General features: G+C 73.3%; 16 protein-coding genes. 6 read left to right on the top strand and 10 right to left on the bottom strand.

What is annotated here, in order from left to right; all coding sequences use genetic code 11:
• Window positions 1–29: 29 nt before the first annotated feature.
• Both ACGFZF_RS33495 and ACGFZF_RS33490 read left to right on the top strand, forming a co-directional pair.
• Entirely contained in the window at window positions 30–398 is a 369-nt protein-coding gene (locus tag ACGFZF_RS33495; RefSeq protein ID WP_393560436.1) for an STAS domain-containing protein, read from the top strand.
• A 78-nt stretch (window positions 399–476) separates the two neighbouring features.
• Window positions 477–1,664: a PP2C family protein-serine/threonine phosphatase gene (locus tag ACGFZF_RS33490; RefSeq protein WP_393560434.1), complete on the top strand. Its 1,188-nt coding sequence runs from the start codon at window positions 477–479 to the stop codon at window positions 1,662–1,664.
• Here the strand turns inward: ACGFZF_RS33490 and ACGFZF_RS33485 are convergent.
• Window positions 1,642–2,148: a MarR family transcriptional regulator gene (locus tag ACGFZF_RS33485; RefSeq protein WP_356601980.1), complete on the bottom strand. Its 507-nt coding sequence runs from the start codon at window positions 2,146–2,148 to the stop codon at window positions 1,642–1,644. The genes ACGFZF_RS33490 and ACGFZF_RS33485 overlap by 23 nt on opposite strands.
• Before the next feature lie 207 nt (window positions 2,149–2,355).
• On the opposite strand from ACGFZF_RS33485, the gene ACGFZF_RS33480 reads away from it, so the two are divergent.
• A complete protein-coding gene (locus ACGFZF_RS33480) occupies window positions 2,356–2,787 on the top strand; it encodes an ATP-binding protein (protein ID WP_393560432.1) in 432 nt (143 codons plus the stop codon).
• Between the two features lie 166 nt (window positions 2,788–2,953).
• Window positions 2,954–3,808, top strand: a complete 855-nt coding sequence (locus ACGFZF_RS33475) for an RNA polymerase sigma factor SigF (protein WP_386545534.1) — start codon at window positions 2,954–2,956, stop codon at window positions 3,806–3,808.
• Between the two features lie 53 nt (window positions 3,809–3,861).
• Here the strand turns inward: ACGFZF_RS33475 and ACGFZF_RS33470 are convergent, their stop codons facing one another.
• The 4 genes from ACGFZF_RS33470 to ACGFZF_RS33455 all read right to left on the bottom strand — a co-directional run bounded on the left by ACGFZF_RS33470 (window position 3,862) and on the right by ACGFZF_RS33455 (window position 9,041).
• A complete protein-coding gene (locus ACGFZF_RS33470) occupies window positions 3,862–4,596 on the bottom strand; it encodes an LmeA family phospholipid-binding protein (protein ID WP_393560429.1) in 735 nt (244 codons plus the stop codon).
• Entirely contained in the window at window positions 4,593–6,824 is a 2,232-nt protein-coding gene (locus ACGFZF_RS33465) for an MMPL family transporter (protein ID WP_393560427.1), read from the bottom strand. Before ACGFZF_RS33465 ends, ACGFZF_RS33470 begins: the two co-directional genes overlap by 4 nt.
• A 145-nt stretch (window positions 6,825–6,969) precedes the next feature.
• Window positions 6,970–8,355, bottom strand: a complete 1,386-nt coding sequence (locus ACGFZF_RS33460) for an ATP-binding protein (protein WP_393560425.1) — start codon at window positions 8,353–8,355, stop codon at window positions 6,970–6,972.
• On the bottom strand, window positions 8,352–9,041 hold the full coding sequence (locus tag ACGFZF_RS33455) for a response regulator transcription factor (protein WP_393560423.1): 690 nt from the start codon (window positions 9,039–9,041) through the stop codon (window positions 8,352–8,354). Before ACGFZF_RS33455 ends, ACGFZF_RS33460 begins: the two co-directional genes overlap by 4 nt.
• 224 nt (window positions 9,042–9,265) lie before the next feature.
• Between ACGFZF_RS33455 and ACGFZF_RS33450 the strand changes: the two genes are divergently transcribed.
• On the top strand, window positions 9,266–9,619 hold the full coding sequence (locus tag ACGFZF_RS33450; protein ID WP_147975893.1) for a PRC-barrel domain containing protein: 354 nt from the start codon (window positions 9,266–9,268) through the stop codon (window positions 9,617–9,619).
• Between the two features lie 137 nt (window positions 9,620–9,756).
• A complete protein-coding gene (locus ACGFZF_RS33445) occupies window positions 9,757–10,446 on the top strand; it encodes a DUF4230 domain-containing protein (RefSeq protein ID WP_393560420.1) in 690 nt (229 codons plus the stop codon).
• Window positions 10,447–10,509: 63 nt separating this feature from the next.
• Here ACGFZF_RS33445 and ACGFZF_RS33440 read toward each other — a convergent pair whose 3' ends face one another.
• The 5 genes from ACGFZF_RS33440 to ACGFZF_RS33420 form a co-directional block, all read right to left on the bottom strand.
• Window positions 10,510–13,050: a discoidin domain-containing protein gene (locus ACGFZF_RS33440; protein ID WP_393560418.1), complete on the bottom strand. Its 2,541-nt coding sequence runs from the start codon at window positions 13,048–13,050 to the stop codon at window positions 10,510–10,512.
• Between the two features lie 406 nt (window positions 13,051–13,456).
• Window positions 13,457–14,329 (bottom strand): leishmanolysin-related zinc metalloendopeptidase, encoded by an 873-nt coding sequence (locus tag ACGFZF_RS33435; RefSeq protein WP_393560416.1) that lies wholly within the window; start codon window positions 14,327–14,329, stop codon window positions 13,457–13,459.
• Window positions 14,330–14,412: 83 nt separating this feature from the next.
• Window positions 14,413–14,706 carry a WhiB family transcriptional regulator gene (locus tag ACGFZF_RS33430; RefSeq protein WP_356602000.1) on the bottom strand — a complete coding sequence of 98 codons (294 nt, stop codon included), beginning with the start codon at window positions 14,704–14,706 and terminating at the stop codon, window positions 14,413–14,415.
• 235 nt (window positions 14,707–14,941) lie between these two features.
• Complete coding sequence (locus tag ACGFZF_RS33425) at window positions 14,942–17,302, bottom strand: AbfB domain-containing protein (protein ID WP_393560413.1); 2,361 nt, start codon at window positions 17,300–17,302, stop codon at window positions 14,942–14,944.
• Window positions 17,303–17,629: 327 nt separating this feature from the next.
• Window positions 17,630–18,643 (bottom strand): YihY/virulence factor BrkB family protein, encoded by a 1,014-nt coding sequence (locus tag ACGFZF_RS33420; RefSeq protein WP_393560411.1) that lies wholly within the window; start codon window positions 18,641–18,643, stop codon window positions 17,630–17,632.
• Window positions 18,644–18,800: the final 157 nt, after the last annotated feature.

Genomic DNA, 18,800 nt, shown 5'->3' with positions numbered 1-18,800 from the left:
TAGATCTCCATCCACAGAAAGCAGGGAGTATGCCCGAGCGAGCAGTGAACCTGGACGTCGAGGTGGCCATTCGCGGCGCGGACACGGCGGTGCTGTCCGTAGGCGGCGAGCTCGACATCGAGACGGCCGACCTCCTCCACCAGCATCTGGCCGACCAGATCCTGCACGGCCGTCACCACGTCGTCCTCGACCTGTCCTCGCTCGAGTTCATGGACTCCTCCGGACTGAACGTCCTGATCAGGGCGGGGCGGTCGGCGAGGGACGCGCGGGGCGACATCCACCTCGTCGCGCCGACTCCCGCCGTACGGCGCATCCTGGAGATCACCGGACTGACCACGACGACCCCGCTCCACGCCGACGTGGAGCAGGCGCTCACCGCGGCCGGCGGCGCGAGATAGCCGACCTCCGCCGCGCGGCCCGGCATCCGGGGCCGCGCGGCAGGGGTCCGTCAGCCGAGAAGAGGAAGAGACCAGCACGTGGACGAGATCGCCGCCGTCGAACTGGCCCTGCGCGAGGCCGCACCGCACCTCCTGCCGACGGTCGTGCAGGACGCCCTGCGGAAGCACTACGGAGCGCGGCTCGCGGAACTGCGACTGGTCGACTACGGCCTGCGGTCCCTGCAGCTGGTGCCCCCCACGCCGGACGCCGACGCCCCCGTGGCCGTCCACGACAGCCCGCAGGGACGTGCCTTCGGCTCGCAGGAGCCGCACGTCACCCGGCACGCCGACGCCGTCTTGGTACACCTCCCGGTCACCGTCCGCGGGGACCGGATGGGCGTCCTGACGGTGACCCTGCCGCCCGAGCGGGACCCCCGGCCCCTGCTGCCGGAACTGCTGCGCATCGCCGAGGCGCTCGGTCACGAGATCCTCGTCGCCGAGCGGGACACCGACCTGTACGCGCTGGCCCGGCGGGCCACCCGGCTGACCCTCGCCGCCGAGATGCAGTGGCAGCTGCTGCCCGGGCGGGCCTGCGCCCGGCCCGAGTTCGAGCTCGGCGCGCACCTGGAACCCGCCTACGCGATCTTCGGCGACAACTACGACTGGTCGGTCTCCGCCGACCACCTGACGCTGACCGTCACCAACGGCATGGGGGAGGGCATCGAGGCCGCCCTCCTGAGCAACCTCGCCGTCCACGCCCTGCGCAACGCCCGCCGCGCCGGCCTCGGCCTCGCCGACCAGGCGGCCCTCGCGGACCAGGCCGTGTACGGGCGGTACCGGGGCGCCGCCCATGTCGCCGTCCTGCTGCTGCGCTTCGACCTCGACACGGGTGAGGTCGAGGTCGTCGACGCCGGGTCGCCCCGCCTGTGGCGCCTGCGGGACCGGTCCGTCGAGTCCGTCCTCTTCGAGGCCCAGCTCCCGCTGGGCATGTTCGAGGAGACGGACTACGTCGTCGAGCGCTTCTCGGTCCTGCCGGGGGACCGGCTGCTCTTCGGCAGCGACGGTGTGTACGACGCGCACTCGCCGGTCGGCGAGAGCTACGGCCGGCGGGCGCTGGCCCGCGCGCTCACGGCGACGACGCTCCTGCCGCCCACCCAGGTGCCCGCGGCCCTGCTGCGCGAACTCGCCGCCCACCACGGCGACACACCCCTGGACGACGACGCCCTCGTGGTCTGCCTCGACTGGCACGGGCGACCGGCCGCGGTCAGGCCGATCGGGCGTCCTTGAGCGGCCGGCCCGGCCGTGGCGAGTGCCCGGCCTTCTCCCACGCCTCCTGGAATCCCGTCAGCCCCCGCAGCAGCGCCTTGCGGGTCGTCGGCGACATGGCGGTGATGACGCCCAGGAGGGACTCCTCCCGCTGGACCCGCAGATCGCGCAGATACGCCTTGCCCGGACCGGTCAGATGCAGTTCGAGCTGCCGCCGGCTCACCGGGCTCGGCAGCCGCTGCACGAACCCGAGCGCCTCCAGCCGGTCGCACATCCGGCTCACCGACGGAGGCGCGGAGCCGAGCAGTTCGCCCAGGGCGCGGAGGTTGATCCCTTCCTCGCGGTCCAGGCTGTACAGGACCCGCAGCTGGGAGGCCGAGACGGGCGTGGGCGACACGGTGTCCCTGCCGCGCTCCCACAGCACCTCGAGCAGCTCGATGAGCTCCCGGGCGGACCGCGTCGTCTCCTCCGGCGTCCGCCGGGACGGGTCGGGGTTCTCGTCCATGGCCGATGGACTCCCTCCGTGTCGATCCGGGCCCACGGGTCGCCTTTCCCGCCCATCCACCCTATCTTCGCGGCGGAGGAGAGAACCGACCGCGTACCTTCCCCGATGTCCGCGTCTTCGGATACAGGCGGTGTGGAACGCGTGCCTGGGGGAAAATGCGCAGGACGAGACGACACACAGAATGCCGTGTGAGGAGGAGAGGCGTCGATGACGGACGCGATCGCCGCGGAGAACAGGACCCGACGACCGGCCCGGTCGGCGAGCGTCACGTACGACGGAACCGACGACATGATCGCGTCGGCACGCGACTTCGCCGCCGGATTCCTGTCCGCCGCGTCGGCCGCCGGTCACGCGGTGACCGGCGAGCGCATCGATCTGGCCCGCCTGGTGGTCAGTGAGCTGGTCACGAACGTGGTGCGGCACGCCCCGGGTCCCTGCCGGGTCCTGCTGGAGCTCTTCGCGGAGGCCGTGGAGATCTCGGTGTTCGACGGGCGTGAGGCGTCACCGGTGCCCCGCGGCCACGACCCGGCGCGCGTCGGTCAGCACGGTGTCGAGATCGTCGTGGCCGTGTGCGAGAGCGTGAGCGTGGAGCCGCTGCCGTCGGGCAAGCGCGTCAGGGCGCGCCTGGCGCTGGTGTGAACCGCACGCCCACGGATTCCGACCGCGTCTCGCGAGGCGGGGCGGACCCGGAGAAAAATTGTTCGGGATTCGTCGGCATGGGTCGCGGAAGTGGGGGTAGGCGACGCCTCCACGGGGCAGGAACAGTTGTCGAGGGGCAAGGGAGGGCATCGAAGTGCCGACTACGGTGACGACGCAGACGAGGGCCGGTGCGGAGGCGCGGGTGGGCAACCTGCCGCTGGTCGAGGCTCCCCGCAAGGTCGCCCCTACGGACGCACGCGAGCTGTCGAAGGTGTTCTTCGACGAACTGGCGGTACTGGAGGAGGGGACCCACGAGTACCAGTACGCCCGCAACACCCTGATCGAGATGAACATGTCGCTCGTGCGCTACGCGGCGGGTCGCTTCCGCGGCCGCGGTGACGACATGGAGGACATCGTCCAGGTCGGCACCATCGGCCTCATCAAGGCGATCGACCGCTTCGACCTCTCCCGTGAGGTGGAGTTCACCAGCTTCGCCGTCCCGTACATCGTGGGCGAGATCAAGCGCTTCTTCCGCGACACCTCCTGGGCGGTCCACGTGCCGCGCCGGCTGCAGGAGGCCCGGGTGGAGCTGGCCAAGGCGACCGAGGAGCTGAGCTCCCGGCTCGGCCGCGCGCCCCGTGTGGCGGAGCTGGCGGCCCTGATGAACCTCTCCGAGGACGAGGTGATCGAGGCCCGGCTCGCCTCCAACGGCTACAACTCCTCCTCGCTGGACGCCGTCGTGGGCGGCGGCGACGCCGAGGACGGCGACGCCGCGCTCGCCGACTTCATCGGCGTCGAGGACCCGGCGCTCGAACTTTTCGAGGACTTCCACACCCTGGCCCCGCTGCTCGTCCAGCTCGACGAGCGGGCCCGCCGCATCCTGCACCTGCGGTTCGTCGAGGAGATGACGCAGTCCGAGATCGGCAAGGAGCTGGGCATCTCCCAGATGCACGTCTCCCGGCTCCTCTCGCGCAACCTGCAGCGCCTGCGCGAAGGCATGCTGGGACCGATCGGCGCCTGATCGTCCGGCACGGTACGGCGGCACCGGGGAGCGTTCCCGGTGCCGCCGTACCGTCATGCTGCGGCGGGCAGTCGGCTCGGCCCGCCCGCGAGGTCGACGTGCAGGCCGTCCGGCCGGACCCGCAGCGAGGTGGCCCGGAGTCCCAGCGGGTACTCCTTCGGCGTGCCCGCCCGTGATCCGGGGCCGTCCACCCCGAACCCGCCGCCCGCCCCGAGCCGGCCGGTGGGGACGGAGCGCCCGAACACGGTGAGGCTCTCGACGGTGAACGTGACCTTCCCGTCCGCGAGCACGGGACGCAGCGTCAGGAGTCCCGCACCGCCGGGCCCCACGGCGGCGAGGACGGTGCCCCGCGCCGGATCGGTGGCGACCCCGGACACCTGGACCGACGGCGCGGCGGCGCGCAGGGCGGCGGCGAGCGACTCCGTCGGCACCGTCACCTGGGCGCGGCTGCCGCTCACGGCGGGCTCACCCGCCAGGCGCACCCCGTCCAGCCGTACCCGGACGCCGACCCGGGGGAGCGGCCCGAACGCCGCGTCGTCGCTGCTGACCCGGAGGCTCGGGATGGTCCGCCGGGCCAGGTCCCACAGGGCCCAGTCGCCGGCGGTGGACACCGTCACGTCGTCGCCGAGCGCGGGCGCGGCGCGGGTGATCCGGTCCCGGATCACGGCGCGGGCCGTGTACTCGGCCGCGCCCGCGGCCACGACGGCGAGCACCGCCACGACGGCCGTGAGCGCCGGGACCAGACGGCGGCGCGGGAGCGCGCGGAGCCGCGCCGGGAGGAGCCTCACCGGTCACCGCCCGGGGCGGTCGTGAGGACCGGTGCGGCCGTCGGCGGGTGCCCTGCGGCGGGCCCCTCGGGTTCGAGCCGCGGCAGGAGGCGGTCGAGCGGCCCCGGGATCCACCAGTTGGCGCGGCCCAGCAGGTACATGGACGCCGGCACCAGCAGCAGGCGGACCACCGTGGCGTCGAGGACGACGCTGACGCCGAGCCCGAGCGCCAGCATCTTCACGGCGACGTTCGACGAGAGCAGGAACGCCAGGAAGACGCTCGTCATGATCAGCGCGGCGCAGGTGATGACCCGGGCCGTGGCGGCGAGTCCGGTGACGACGGCCAGGTGGTCGTCCCGCTCCCGCAGCCACGACTCGCGGATGCGGGAGAGCAGGAAGACCTCGTAGTCCATCGAGAGCCCGAAGACGATCGCGAACATCATCATCGGCACGTACGACTCGACGGGCACCTTCTCGGTGACGCCGAACAGCGCCCCGCCCCAGCCCCAGGAGAACACCGCGACGACCACGCCGTAGGCGGCGCACAGGGACAGCAGGTTGAGCAGGGCGGCCTTCAGCGCGATCAGCGGACTGCGGAACACGACGAGCAGGAGCAGGAACGCGCCGGCGACCACCACACCGATGATCAGGGGCAGTTGCGTGACGAGCGTGTCGGTGAAGGTCTGTGCCGAGGCGGTCACGCCCGTGACATAGCCCGTCGCCCCGGTGCCCGCCAGCATCCGGGGGACCGTCGTGTCCTGAAGGGTGTGGATCAGTTCGGTGGTGGCCGCTTCCTGCGGTCCCGTGGTGGGGGTCACCTCGGTGACGAGCAGCACCCCGTCGCCGCTGGGGGCCGGCGGCGTGACGGAGGCGACGCCGGGCACGTCGCCCAGCTCCCGCTGGACCGAGGCCCCGAGCGCGCGGCGTCCGGCACCGTCGGCGATCAGCCGGCTGTCGAGCTGGACGACGACGGTGAGCGGGCCGTTGGCGCCGGGGCCGAAGCCCTCCGTGATCAGGTCGTAGGCACGGCGGTCGGTCCGGTCGGTGGGCTGTGCCCCGGCGTCGACGTGGCCCAGGCGCAGGGAGGCGACCGGCACCGACAGGAGGCCGAGCAGCAGCGCCCCGGCGGTCAGCCAGAGCCAGGGGCGCCGGCTCACCCGGAGCGCCCAGCGGTGCCACACGTCCGACGCGCCGGTGGGCTCGGCGACCGGCCGCCGCACGTGGAGGCGGTCGATGCGGTCGCCGATCAGACCCAGCAGCGCGGGGGTCAGGGTCACGGAAGCGGCCGCGGCGACCACGACGCCGAGCCCGGCCGCCAGGCCGAGGGTGCCGATGAAGCCGACCCCGGACACCCCGAGCCCGCCCAGGGCCAGGGCGACGGTGGCGGCGGCGACGAGCACGGCCCGGCCGCTGGTGGCGACCGCGCGTCCGACGGCCTCGTCGGGTTCCGTGCCCGCCTGGAGCATGGCCCGGTACCGGGTGGCGAGGAAGAGCGCGTAGTCGATGCCGACGCCCAGGCCCATCATCGCCGCCAGGGTGGGGGCCGCCTGGGCGAAGTCGACGGGTCCGGCGAGCAGCCCGAGTCCGGCCAGGGCGACGGCGAGACCGAGCACGGCAGTGAGGAGCGGCAGGGCGGTGGCCAGGACGCTGCCGAAACCGATCAGCAGCACGAGCACGGCGACGCCCAGACCGATCGCCTCCGACGCCCGGTCGGCGGAACGCGGTGTCGCGAGCTGCCCGAGCGGGGCGCCGTACTCGACGGTGACGTGGTCGGCGCGCAGCGGCCGGACGGCGCTGTCGACCCCGGCGAGGTAGGAGGGGTCGAAGCTCGCCGGGTTGTCGCGGAAGCGGACCGTGATCTCGGCGACGGCTCCGTCGGCGGAGACCGCTCCCGGGGTGGTGAGCGGGTCGGCCACCGACAGGACGTCCGGCAGGCGTTCCAGGTCCCGGACGGTCGCCTCGATCGCCGCCCGGTGTCCGGTGACGGCGCCCCGCTCGGAGCGCAGCACGACGGACGAGGCCGTGCCGCCGGCCGTACCGGTGTGTGCCTGGAGCAGGTCGGCGCCGGTCTGGGTACGGGTGCCCGGCAGGGAGAAGCTGTCCGCGAAGGCCCCGCCCCAGGCGCGGTCGGCCGCCCCGAGGGCGAGCAGGAGGAGGACCCAGAGGGTCACCACGTGCCAGGCGCGGCGCGCGCACCAGCGCCCGCTCCGGTACAGGAGTCCGGGCGCCTCGGTCGATGAACTGTTCATGGCGCCTCACGGTGCCCGGCGCGGGTAAGGCGTCCGTCGGCGGATTGTTCGGGGAAGGTACGGGCGGTCGGGGCGGTCGGGGCGGTCGGCGCACCGGTGCGTGACGGGCGGGGCGCACGGGGCCGGCCCGCTCCGTGCCGGGCGCTCAGGACGCGCCGGGCGTCGGCGGCAGGGTGACGGTGAAGCAGGCGCCGCCCTCCGGCCCGTGCCCCTCGACCCGGAGGGAGCCGCCGAGGCGGCCGGTCAGGCGGTGGGCGACGGCCAGCCCCAAGCCGCTGCCGACCGGCCGGGTGTCGCGGTAGCGGGCGTGCAGGACGCCGGGCTCGAAGGCGACGCGCACGTCGTCCCCGGAGAGTCCGGGACCGCCGTCGCGGACCTGGACCAGGGCCCCGCCGTCCGCCGCCGCCCGGACGGCGAGCACCACGGGTGCCCCCTCGGGCGTCACCCGCAGCGCGTTCTGCACCAGCCCGTCGATCAGCTGCCGGATCCGGAAGGCGTCCGTCTCGACGACGACGGGCGGCTCCGGCCGCTCGCATCGCAGGTCCACGTTCCGCCGGGCGCAGGGCCCGGCCCAGAACACGGCGGCCTCGCCGACGACCGCGCCCAGGTCGGACGGCGCCATGTCGAGGCGGAAGTCGTCCGCCTCCAGCCGGGCCAGGTCCAGCAGGTCCGCCAGGAAGCGGTCCAGCCGCCGTGTCTCGTCCGCGAGGACGGCACCGACCTCCGGCACCCGCTCCGGCTCGATCAGCCCGTCCGCGAGCGCCTCCGCGTACCCCTGCAACGCGGTCAGCGGGGTGCGCAGGTCGTGGGAGACGGAGAGGAGGAACTCCCGCTGCCGGTTCTCGCTGTGCGCGAGCGCCTCGTCCAGGACGTTCAGGGCCCGCCCGATCTCCGCGGTCTCGCGGGGGCCGTCGACCGGCGCCGGCACGCCGCGTTCGCCGGCGGCGAGCCGGTGCGCGATCCCCGCGGCCCGGACGAGCGGCCGGCCGATCCGGCGCGCCAGCAGCGCCCCGGCCAGCCCGGCGCCGAGCATGCCGACGACCAGGGGCACGATCACGTTGCGGCGGACCCGGTTCGTGTTCTCGGTGACGATCGCGTACGGCTCGGTCAGCACGACCGCCCCGCCGCGGACACCCGGCCGTCCCACCAGCAGCACGTCCTGGCCGCCGAGGATCCCGTGGCCGGCGACCGGCTCGCCGGCCAGCAGGGACGCCTTGGACGCGGTGTCGACGGCCGGTGTGGCGGTGCCGCTCACCGTGCCGTCGGGGGCGATGACCGCCAGCTGCACCCCGTCCGGGCCCCCCAGTACCTGGGCGCCGTGGAACAGCGCCTCCGACAGGACGGGCAGCCGGCTGAGCACGGTCGCCTGACGCGCCAGCCGGTCGCGCTCCCGCTCCTCGGCGCCCCGCGCGGCCGTCTGCCAGGCGACCAGCCCGGTCAGCGTCACCGCGAGCGCGGCCACCACGGTGGTGAGCAGCACGAGCCGGCGGGCGAGCGAGCCCCGGCGGGCGCCGGTGCCGGCCCCCTTCACGCGCCGGGCGCCGTCGCGCGGTACCCGACCCCGCGGACCGTGCGGATGGGGCTGGCGTCGCCGAGCTTGGCACGCAGCTGCGAGACGAAGACGTCGACCATCCGGGTGTCGCGGTAGCCCGCGTACCCCCACACCTCCGCCAGGAGCCGGTCGCGGGTGAGGACCTGGCCCAGGTGCCGGAGCAGATGCGCGAGCAGGTTGAACTCGGTGGCGGTGAGGTCGACCGGCTCGCCGTCGCAGTGGACCGTGCGGGCCGCCGGATCCAGGCTGAGGCGGCCGACGCGCTGCGGCGCCGCCCCGCCCGGCGGCCCCGCGGCCCGGCGCAGCACGGTCTTGACACGGGCGACCAGCTCGCGTGGCGAGAACGGCTTCGTCAGGTAGTCGTCCGCGCCCAGTTCGAGGCCGAGGATCCGGTCGGCCTCCTCGTCCCGCGCGGTGACGAGGAGGACGGGCGTCCAGTCGCCGGCCTCCCGCAGTGCCCGGCAGAAGGTGATGCCGTCGACGCCGGGCAGGCCGATGTCCAGCACGATCGCCACCGGACGCATCCGCCGCGCGGCCGCGAGCCCGGCCGTCCCGTCCGCCTCCACGTGGACGCCGAAGCCCTCGCGGACCAGATAGAGCCGCTGCACATCGGAGATGTGGCGCTCGTCCTCGACGATCAGCACGAGGCCCCTGGACTCCGTCATCTCTGCCTCTCAGGTGCGGTAAGCCTCGTCGATGCTAACCGCACGTCTCCGCCCTCCGACGGGCCGCCGCCCTCCCCGTACGTTTCCCGAACATCCGGCGACGGCGCGGCTCCGCGGGCATGGGATCGCCGAGCGGGGGAACGCGAACGTCCGTGCCGCCTCCTCCGCCGAGGGGAAGGCGGCGGGCGAATCGACCGCACCATGACGTGGAAGGAAACGAACGGATGACCGACAAGAGTCTGTGGGCCTACGGCGACACCTCCGGCCACGCCGCCGGCGCGATGCTGAGCGGATACAAGGTCGAGGCACTGGACGGCTCCATCGGCAAGGTCGACAAGCACTCCGACGAGCTCGGCTCGGCCTGGATCGTCGTCGACACGGGCGTGTGGATCTTCGGCAAGGAGGTTCTGCTGCCGGCCGGGACCGTGACCCGGATCGACCCCGACGAGCGGGTGGTGCGCCTGAACCGCACGAAGGAGGAGATCCGCAGCGCTCCCGAGTTCGTGCGCGAGCGGCACCTGGAGGACCTGGAGTACCGGCGGATGCTGAGCGGGCACTACGGCGGGCCGCAGGCCTGACGGGCGGACCGCGGCCCCGGCGAGGGGCGCGGGGGCGGGGGAGGCCACGGCGGCCTCCCCCGCCTCTCGCGTATCAACTCGCTTGCGACGGGGCTTGGTTGAGGCATGGACCTTCACGGGGCGGGCACCCGGAGTACATGCGAGCAGAAGATGATGACACATCACCGCGCAAGGCCTCGGCCCGTGGTCGGGCGGCCCGCCGCCGTCCCGCCGTCGCCGTCGCCGTCGCTCTCCTCGCGCTGGCCCTGGCGGTGGTCCTCCTCGGGCGGTTCAGCCTGCTGCCCGGCCTCGGCGACGTGTTCGGCGTGGACACGAAGGACCGCTCCGGCCCCGCGCTGCTCAAGTCGATCCAGGACATGCACCGCTACGAAGGAGCCGCGGGCAACTTCCAGGTCGTTGTCGACCTGGAGAAGGACGCCCGTTTCCTGCCGGACTCGATCCGTGGCACCCGCACGCTCTACGTGGCGAGCGGCACCGTGGGCGCGTACGTGGACCTCGGCGGCATCGGTCAGGACAGCGTGACCGTCGACGCCGAGCGCACCACGGCCACCCTGCGCCTGCCGCACGCGCGCCTGGCCGACCCCGCCCTCGACCCCGAGAGGTCGTACGCGGTCTCCAAGCAGCGGGGACTGCTGGACCGGCTGGGCGACCTCTTCTCCGACAACCCGAACGACGAGCGGGCCGTGCACGTGCTCGCGGCCCAGCGCATCGGCGACGCCGCCAAGGAGAGCGACCTGCCGCTGCGGGCCGAGAAGAACACCACGTCCATGCTCCAGGGGCTGCTCCGCGCCCTGGGCTTCGAACGGGTCACCGTGACCTACGTCTGACCCCGCACGTACGACGGTGCCCGGCCTCCACCAGGCCGGGCACCGTCGTACGTCGGGCGGGCGTCAGGAGATCGTCAGGAACGTGGCGATGCTCGGCACCCCCTGCGCGTCGAGCGCGAAGAGCATGTAGTTCCCCGGCAGGACCACGCCCGTGTCGGACGGGATCCGCACCGTGTGCTTGCCGCTGCCCGCGGCCGTCGACACCAGCGGGACCCGCCGCTGGTCGTTGTCCGTCGAGTGCGTCGCCGCGGCGGCCCGCATCAGGACGAACGACGCGACCGAACCCTCGGTGTCCACCGTCAGCGAGGCGCCGGGTGCGGCACGGGAGGGGACGCCGCCGGCGATGACGGGACGCGGCTTGGGGGAACCGTCGGAGTTGAGCAGGTACGGCGGGGTGAACACCGCGCCGTCGGCGTGGTTGGTCGCGCAGTCGCCGCACAGCCCTCCGCCGCCGGAGAAGATCCGTCCGTCCGGCAGGAGGTTCGCGACGCTGTGGTAGTTGCGCGGCACGGCCATCGTGGAGAGCGGGGTGAAGGATCCGGTCGCCGGGTCCCACAGTTCGGGGGCCAGGACGGAGGTGGCGTCGCTGAACGGCACCGGGTACCCCTGGCCGCCGAAGACGGCCACCTTGCCGTCGGGCAGTACGACGCTGTTGCTGAAGGCGCGGGCGTGCGCCATGTCGCCGGTGCGCGCGGCCCGGACCTGGCCGCCCGAGATGTCCACGGTGTACGCGCGGCTGGTGGCGGGGGTCTTCTCGTACGCCGGGGAACCGCCCAGCGTGAGCAGCTTGCCGATGTCGTACGCGACGGCGTTGCCCGTCATCGCGTCGCCGCTGTCGGCCCGGGTGCCGGCGGAGGTGATGCTGCCGGTGCCGGTGGTCGTGATCCAGTTCATCTGCTTGCTCGGGCCGAGCTGGAGCACCTTGCCGCCGGAGGTGGCGTGCAGCCACATGTGGTTGTCGGAGCGGTAGGGGCCCGCCGGGTCGGCCGTCTGCGCGGAGGAGGCCGGTACACCGGTGAGCTTGCGCCAGGTGCGGGTCTCCGGCGACCAGACCTCGCCCGCCTTGTCGCCCGCGCCTCCGCTCCACGAGCCGCCCAGAACGAACGCCTCGCCGGTGGAGAGCAGCGTCATCGACTGGTAGCCGCGGGGGATGTTCATGTCGGTCGTGGTGATCCAGTCGTCCAGGACCGGATCGTAGATGCTGGCCTTCTCGGCGTTGCTGCCGCCGGTGACCAGCACCCGGCCGTCGGCGAGCATCGCTATGCCGGGACAGAACATGTCGTGGCCGGTGTGGTCGATGCGGCGCTGGGTGACCTTGTTGGTCTTCAGGTCCAGGATCGCGGTCTGGGTGTAGCCGTTGCTCCCGCCGAAGCGGTCGGTCGCGTACGCGGACCAGGCGAGCAGCTTGTCCCCGGGGAGCACCGCGGTGGCGACCGGCACCAGCGGGAAGCCGGTGATCCGGCCCCAGGAACCGTGGACGCCGGCGGTGGCGGGTCCGCTCAGGCCTATCTCGGAGGCCGAGGTCCAGGGGCCGCGCCCGCCGGCCTCGGTGGTCACCGTCAGACGTATGTAGCGGGCGCTCCGGGTCCGGGTGAAGGTGGCGGTCTTGACGGTGTCGTCGTCCCGCCAGGTGCCCATGGCCACCGGGGTGCCGAAGTTGGCGCCGTCGGTGCTGGTGGTGATGGAGAACGCGCCCGGCCGCCCGTTCGCCTTCCCTTGGCGCGGCTGGAAGGTGAGGGCCGAGACGGCCTGGGTGCGGTGCATGTCGATGGTGATGCTGTGCGGCAGCGGAGCCGGGGTGCCGCTCCACCTGCTGTGCCAGATGGTGGCGTCGTCGCCGTCCAGCACGTTGGCGGCGCGGCCGTCCTCGGAGGCCGTCTCCTCGTCGCTCGCGGTCGCGGTCCAGCCGGACCGGGACAGGTTGACGGTGGCGGCCGGTGTGCCGGGGTCGCCCAGCAGGTTGAGCTCCGCGGCGGCCGTCCAGGGGCCGCGCCCGCCGGCCTCGGACAGCGCCGTCAGCCGGACGAACCGGGTTCCCTGCGGGGCGAATCCGAGCGACTTGGCGCCGCCGTCGTCGGCGAGGGTGCCTCCGGCGACCGGAGTGCCCCAGTTCTGGCCGTCCGTGCTGAGGCTGATGCTGTACTCGCCGATCCGACCGTTGGCGCTGTCGGACCGGGGACGGTAGAGGATCGCGGACACGACCGCCGTGCGGTGCATGTCGATGGTGATGCTGTGCGGGAACGGGGTGGCCGTCCCGCTCCACTTGCTGTGCCAGAGGGTGTTCCCGTCGCCGTCCAGCACGTTGGCCGCGCGGCCGTCCTGGCCGGCGGTCTCCTGGTCGCTCGCGGTGACGGTCCAGCCGGTCCGGTCGAGGACGGGAGCCGAGCGGCGCATGGCGTTGGCGGGCGCGACGCCGTGGTGCGGCGGCGTCGTCCCGGCCTGCTGGAGGAAGGGAGTCGGCTTCGGCGTGGAAGCGGCGGGCGCCTGCCCCGCGATTCCGAGCCAGGGGGTCAGGCCGGCTCCGACCGCGGCGAGGCCGGCGGCGACCAGCAGGTGCGAACGGCGAAGCCCACGGCGACGGGCATGGGTACGTCCGAACTTCAAAATCCGACCTCCTGGGATCAACCGGCGCGCCCTTGAACTTAGACGGCGAGCGATTAAATCACTTGTCCGACGGTCATATTGGCGCGAATGCGCGCCGCCGGTACGTCTCGGGTCGGCGGCGCGGGAGGAGCGCGAAACGGATGATTGCGGTCAAGTCATGCCATAGGGGCGCATGCTGAGGAGATGTGCCGGACGGAGACGCCGTGGCGCGAGAACGGGTCGAGCCGCTCGGAGGCCGTCACGCCGTCCGCCCGGGCCGGGCCGCTCACGACCGAAGAGACACCCCGGAAAGGGGTGTCTCCTCGGTCGTCGGTCGATGGTCGTCGTCGGAAGTGGCAGGAGAGGTGGCGGTGGCGGGGTGGCGGCCGCGGCGGGGAGTGCGCCGGCCGGGGCGCCGCGCTCCGCGTCAGGCCCGGTCGGCGGGGACGCGGGTCGGGATCGTCGGGAGGACGACGTACTGCGGGGTCGGCGGCGGTACGCGGCCCGAGCGGGCGATCTCGAAGAGGTCCGGCAGCGCGTAGTCCTGAGCGGCGTCGAGATCGACCTGGTAGCCGAGGTCCCCCAGGCTCGCCACCGTCAGTCTGCTCAGCGGGTTGTGCGCGCCGTCGATGTTCGGTGACATCAGCTCGTTGTCGAAGACGGACTCCCGCCAGTGGCCGCCCGCGCTGCCGACACCGCCGACGTTGGCGACCGGAACCGGCAGGGGGCCGGTGTCCCGGAGCCTGCCGAACTCCTCCATCGCGCCGGGGCCGACGAAGGTCGGGTCGGGGCCGGGGAAGTCCTTCAGGACGCCGAAGGTGTCCCAGACGGTGCCGATGCCCAGCACGTGCCCCATCTCGTGGGTGATCACGTCGAGGAGCGTGCCCTCCTCCTCCATCTGTGCCAGGTCGGCGCTGTCGAAGCGCATGCGGCCCGTGGCGGGGAGCCCCGCCCCGGTGGCCGCGTCACTCCGACGGAACCGCGTCGGGCCGGCCTGGCCGAGGATGTTGGGGACGTTGTCGACACCGTCGATCGGCACGCCCTCCGCGTCGATCAGCAGGTCGTCGATCACGACCGTCCCGGTGAAGTCCTGGACGACGGCGGTCTCCAGGTCTCCCACGATCACGCGTGCCCAGCGGTCCGCGGCCTCGGCGAACACGTCCCTCTGGCTGCTCGTCAGTCCGCCGATGAAGCGCACTTCGATCTGGAAAGGAGAGGTGGTCGCGGCGAGCTCCGCGGCGCGGGCACCGTCGGCGACCGTCTTGTACGTCTCGTAGGCATGGTGGGTGAGCCTGCCCATGGCTACTGCTCCCATCGTGTAGCCGGGACATCCCCTGTGCACCACTCTAGACACGTTCGCTGCGGTAGACCATGCAACCAAAATCAGGGGGAACGGTCGCCCGCGGCCGCGCCGCCCGGCCGGTCGGAGCCGACCGCCCGGCGTCGCAACCGCCGCTTGAGCGCGCGCCGTTCGTCCTCCCGCAGGCCGCCCCAGACCCCGGTCACCTGGCGGGAGTCGTCCATGGCCCAGTCCAGACACGCCTCCCGCACCGGGCAGCGGCGGCAGATCTCCTTCGCCTCCTCGGCCTGGATCAGGGCGGGCGCTCCGTTGCCCACCGGGAAGAAGAGGTCGGGATCGACGTTCCGGCATGCGGCGGATGCGCGCCAGCCTTCCATCAGTGCCTCCTGGGGTGTGTGCGGACGGGTTCGCTCCTCTTCGGCTGACCGCACACCGGCACTTGAAACACCTCGCGGCCCGTCCGCATCGCCCTTTCTCGCGACGGGGCCGCGCCCGCCCCCGGGGGGTGCCGTGCCGATCCCGCCGGGCTCACGGCGTGATCGACAGGACCCCCGGGGCGGACGCGGCCGGTGGACCGCCGTGCGGGCGGGGCCGCGCCGGGGTGCGATCGTGTCAGGGCGCCCAGGGCGCGTCGACGGCCCAGGTGGTGTCCTCGGCGAAGAGGGCCGGGTTGTCCCAGGTGTGTGCGCCGCCGGGGGTGGCGAGCCACAACTGCGCCTCGTAGTGCCGCAGGTACTGCTCGGGGAAGTTGTAGGCCGAGAGCCGGACCCCGCCGGCGCCGGGGACGGGGCAGAAGGTGGCGTCGGCCCGGAAGAGCGCCGATCCGTCCCCGGCCTCCTTGTAGACCCGGAAGTCGCGGTGCCGCAGGTACTGGCCCGGGTAGTTGCGCGACTCGAAGGAGTGGCACCGGGAATCGGCCAGGCCGGAGACGACCTTCCACGTCGCGTCGTTCTTGAGCAGAGCGCTGCTGCCCGCGTCGACGACCTCGGTGACGACGGCGCCGTTCCGGTGGCGCATGTAGCGGTCGGTGTAGCCGGGCGTGGTCGCCCGCAGGGACCGGTACTGGCCGACGGGCAGCGTGACCGGCCCGGCGGGGTTCCGCGACGCCTGGATCAGCGCCAGGTTGGCGCCGCGCACCCGGGCCTCGTCGACCTTGACGACCTGACGGTCGTACGTGAGCAGCCCGTTCACCTCGTTCTCGACGTCCGTGATCTCGGTGTACACGGAGGCCGAGAGGCCGGCCGGCATCTGGGTCTCCCGGATGGCGTCGAGGAGTCCGGCGAAGCGGTTGTTCAGGTGCGCGGTGGTCGGCTGGTTCTCGTAGGAGAAGCCGCCGCCGGGGAACCACTCGTGCCCCGCCACCCGCAGCCCGAGGCCGCCGAACTCGCCGAGGACGGCGGCCCTGGTCGCGGACGGCCGGGTCACGCCCGGACCGACGTAGACGTGGTGGTCGATCACGTCGCCGTTGCCGCCGTCCACCGAGCCGCAGCAGTTGATGCCGCTCATGTTGTCGACCAGGCGCGACGGGTCGTACGCCTTCACCTTGTCGGCGATCCGGGCCTGGTCGTACTGGCCCCAGCCCTCGTTCTCGTCGACCCACATCACGACGGACGGTGAGGAGCGGTGCTGGTCGATGATCCGGTCGTACTCGGCCTCCCACTGGGTCCGGGCGGCCGCGTCGGGCGTCCGCAGGTCCATGGCCGGCATGTCCTGCCACACCAGCAGACCGAGCCGGTCGGCCCAGTAGAACCAGCGCTGCGGTTCCACCTTGATGTGCTTGCGCACCATGTTGAAGCCGAGATCCTTGTGCTTCTGGAGGTCGAACCGGAGCGCGGCGTCGGTCGGCGCCGTGAAGATGCCGTCCGGCCAGTACCCCTGGTCGAGGGTGCCGGTCTGGAAGACGAACCGGCCGTTCAGCAGGGGCCGCATCACGCCGCCCACACGGCCCAGCGACACCGACCGCATGCCGGTGTAGCTGCCGACGGTGTCGGTGACCGTGCCGCCGGACAGGATCTCCGCCTTCACGTCGTACAGGAACGGGTCCTCGGGCGTCCACAGGCGGGGGCCGGGGACCGCGACGGAGAAGGCGCTGCCGACCGGCCCGGTCGCGGACCCCACCACGGTCCCGCCGGAGGAGACCGTGACGCGTGCCGTGTGACCGTCGGTGCCCGCGCCCCGGACGGTGACGCGGAGCGTGTTGTTCGTCAGGTCCGGCACCATGTCGAGCCGCTCGACGTGTGCGGCGGAGGTGGGCTCCAGCCACACCGTCTGCCAGATGCCGGAGGCGGCGGTGTAGAAGATGCCCCCGCCGTCGTGCGGGGCGACGTCACGGATGCGCTGCTTGCCGATGGCCTGGCCACCGGTCTCGGTCGGGTCCCACACCGACACGACGACGGTGTTGACGCCGCCGTTGAGCAGCGGCGTGATGTCGTACCGGAAGGCGTCGAAGCCGCCGCTGTGCACCGCGCCGGCCTGCTGTCCGTTGACCCACACCGTCGTGCGCCAGTCGCTGGCACCGAAGTTGAGCTGGACGCGTCGTCCGTTCCACCCGGCGGGGACGGTGAAGGTCCGCTTGTACCAGAGCCTGTCGTTCTGAGTGATCTTGCGGTGGATGCCGGAGAGCGCCGACTCGGCGGCGAACGGCACCCGGATCTGCTCCGGGAAGGACGCCGGCTGGCCGGCGTTCGCGCCGGTGACCGCGAAGTCCCAGATGCCGTTGAGGTTGGCCCAGTCGGGCCGGGTGAGCTGCGGACGGGGGTACTCCGGCAGCGGCTGGTCCACCGGTACCTGCTGGGTCCACGGGGTGGTCATGGGGGAGGGCTGGGGGTTCCAGGCGGCCGCGAGAGCGCGGGGGCCGGCGGACGCGGGGCCGCCGGTCGCCAGCAGGCCGGCGCACACCAGGGCGTAGAGGGTGAGCAGCGCGGTGAGCGCCTGCCGGGTACGGCCGGTTCGCCGGGGTGGGGAGGTACGCATCGGAGCTCCTTGGAGGGGAACGTGCGCGAGGTCGTGCGAGGGGCCGCGCCGGCCGGGGCGGTGCGGGGGCCGGTCGGAGCGGGGCGGAGCGAGGAGGTGCCGTGCGGGGCGGAGAGAGGTGCGCAGGGCAGCGCGCAGCGACGCCGGGGACCGGTCCCACGGACCGGTCGACAGCGCGGCGGAGCGACTGCACGCAGGTTTTTACATCGTTGAAAGGATGCTGTAAACCCTCCCCGCACGCGGCCGGACGATGTGCCGATCCGCCCTGTCCGCCGCGATCGGCGTGCGGGGGGTGATCTCCGCAGGTGCGGCCGCCCCTCAGGGGGCTCAGGACCTACGCGCCGGATCCACACCGTCCGTACGGCCGTCGGCGGCGCACGACCGGGCCGGCTCGGGCACCGACGACCGCGGCGTCCCGTCGGCGGGGGAGGGCGGCACCGGGGCGGAGGCCCGGGCCAGCTCGGCGGTGAACTGCGCGCCCGCCAGCAGCGACAGATGGGAACTCCACAGCCACACGAGGAACACCACCACCCCGGCGAGCGAGCCGTAGACCCTGCTGTACGTGCCGAATCCCGTCGCGTACAACGAGAATCCCGCCGAACCGGCGAGCCAGAGGAGCACCGCCAGCGCCGCGCCCGGCGCGGCGTGGGAACGGCCCTTCGCCGCGGCCGGACCGGTCCGGAAGAGCACCACGACCAGCAGCGTGACCAGGGTGAGCAGGCCGAGCCAGCGCAGCAGGGTCCACGTCGTCGCGGACACGATGTCGATGCCCAGCCAGCCCTCGACCGTGGTCGCGACCGGCTGGGTGAAGACGAGGACGCCGGCACTGGCCACCAGAAGGGCCAGCAGGAGCAGCGCGTTGAGCACGATCAGCGGCGCGGTGTGGAGCGCCGGGCGGCGGTCCTCGACCCGGTGCATGGCGTGCAGCGCGCGCCGGAAGACGGCGAGATGGCTGGAAGCCGACCAGAGCGAGCTGACACTGCCGGCGCCGATCAGCACCCAGGCCGCCGAGCGTTCCTCGGCCAGTCCGCGCAGCGCGTCCCGGAGGGTGGCGCCGGACTCGGCGGGCGCCCAGGACGACACCAGCACGATCAGCCGGTCCGTCCCCTCCGGACTCACCAGGCCGGTCAGCGTCACCGCGACGAGGAGCGCGGGAACGAGGGCGAGGATCGCGTAGTAGGTCAGGGCCGCCGCCCAGTCGGCCACGTCGTCGCGCCACAGGGCCACGGGGGTGGCCCGCAGGGCCGGCCACCAGCGTCGAGCCGAACGGGCCGCGGCCGACCGCGCGCCGCGGGCACGGCGGGCCGCGCGGTGGACCGGGCGGGGGCGGGGAGTCGTCATCGTTCGCTTCCAGGTGTCGCGGGAGTCCTCCGGGGCCGTCTACCCGCGGATCCGCAGGTCAGACGGCGCGGCGTATGCCACTCCGCACATCCTGCCGCCCACGCGCCCCATCGGTGGCACGCGCCGGGCCGCGTATGCGCCGTCGCCGCCCCGTGTA

The organism is Streptomyces sp. NPDC048338, from assembly GCF_043201055.1.
GTDB lineage: Bacteria > Actinomycetota > Actinomycetes > Streptomycetales > Streptomycetaceae > Streptomyces.
This window is presented reverse-complemented; position numbering and strand designations above follow the sequence as displayed.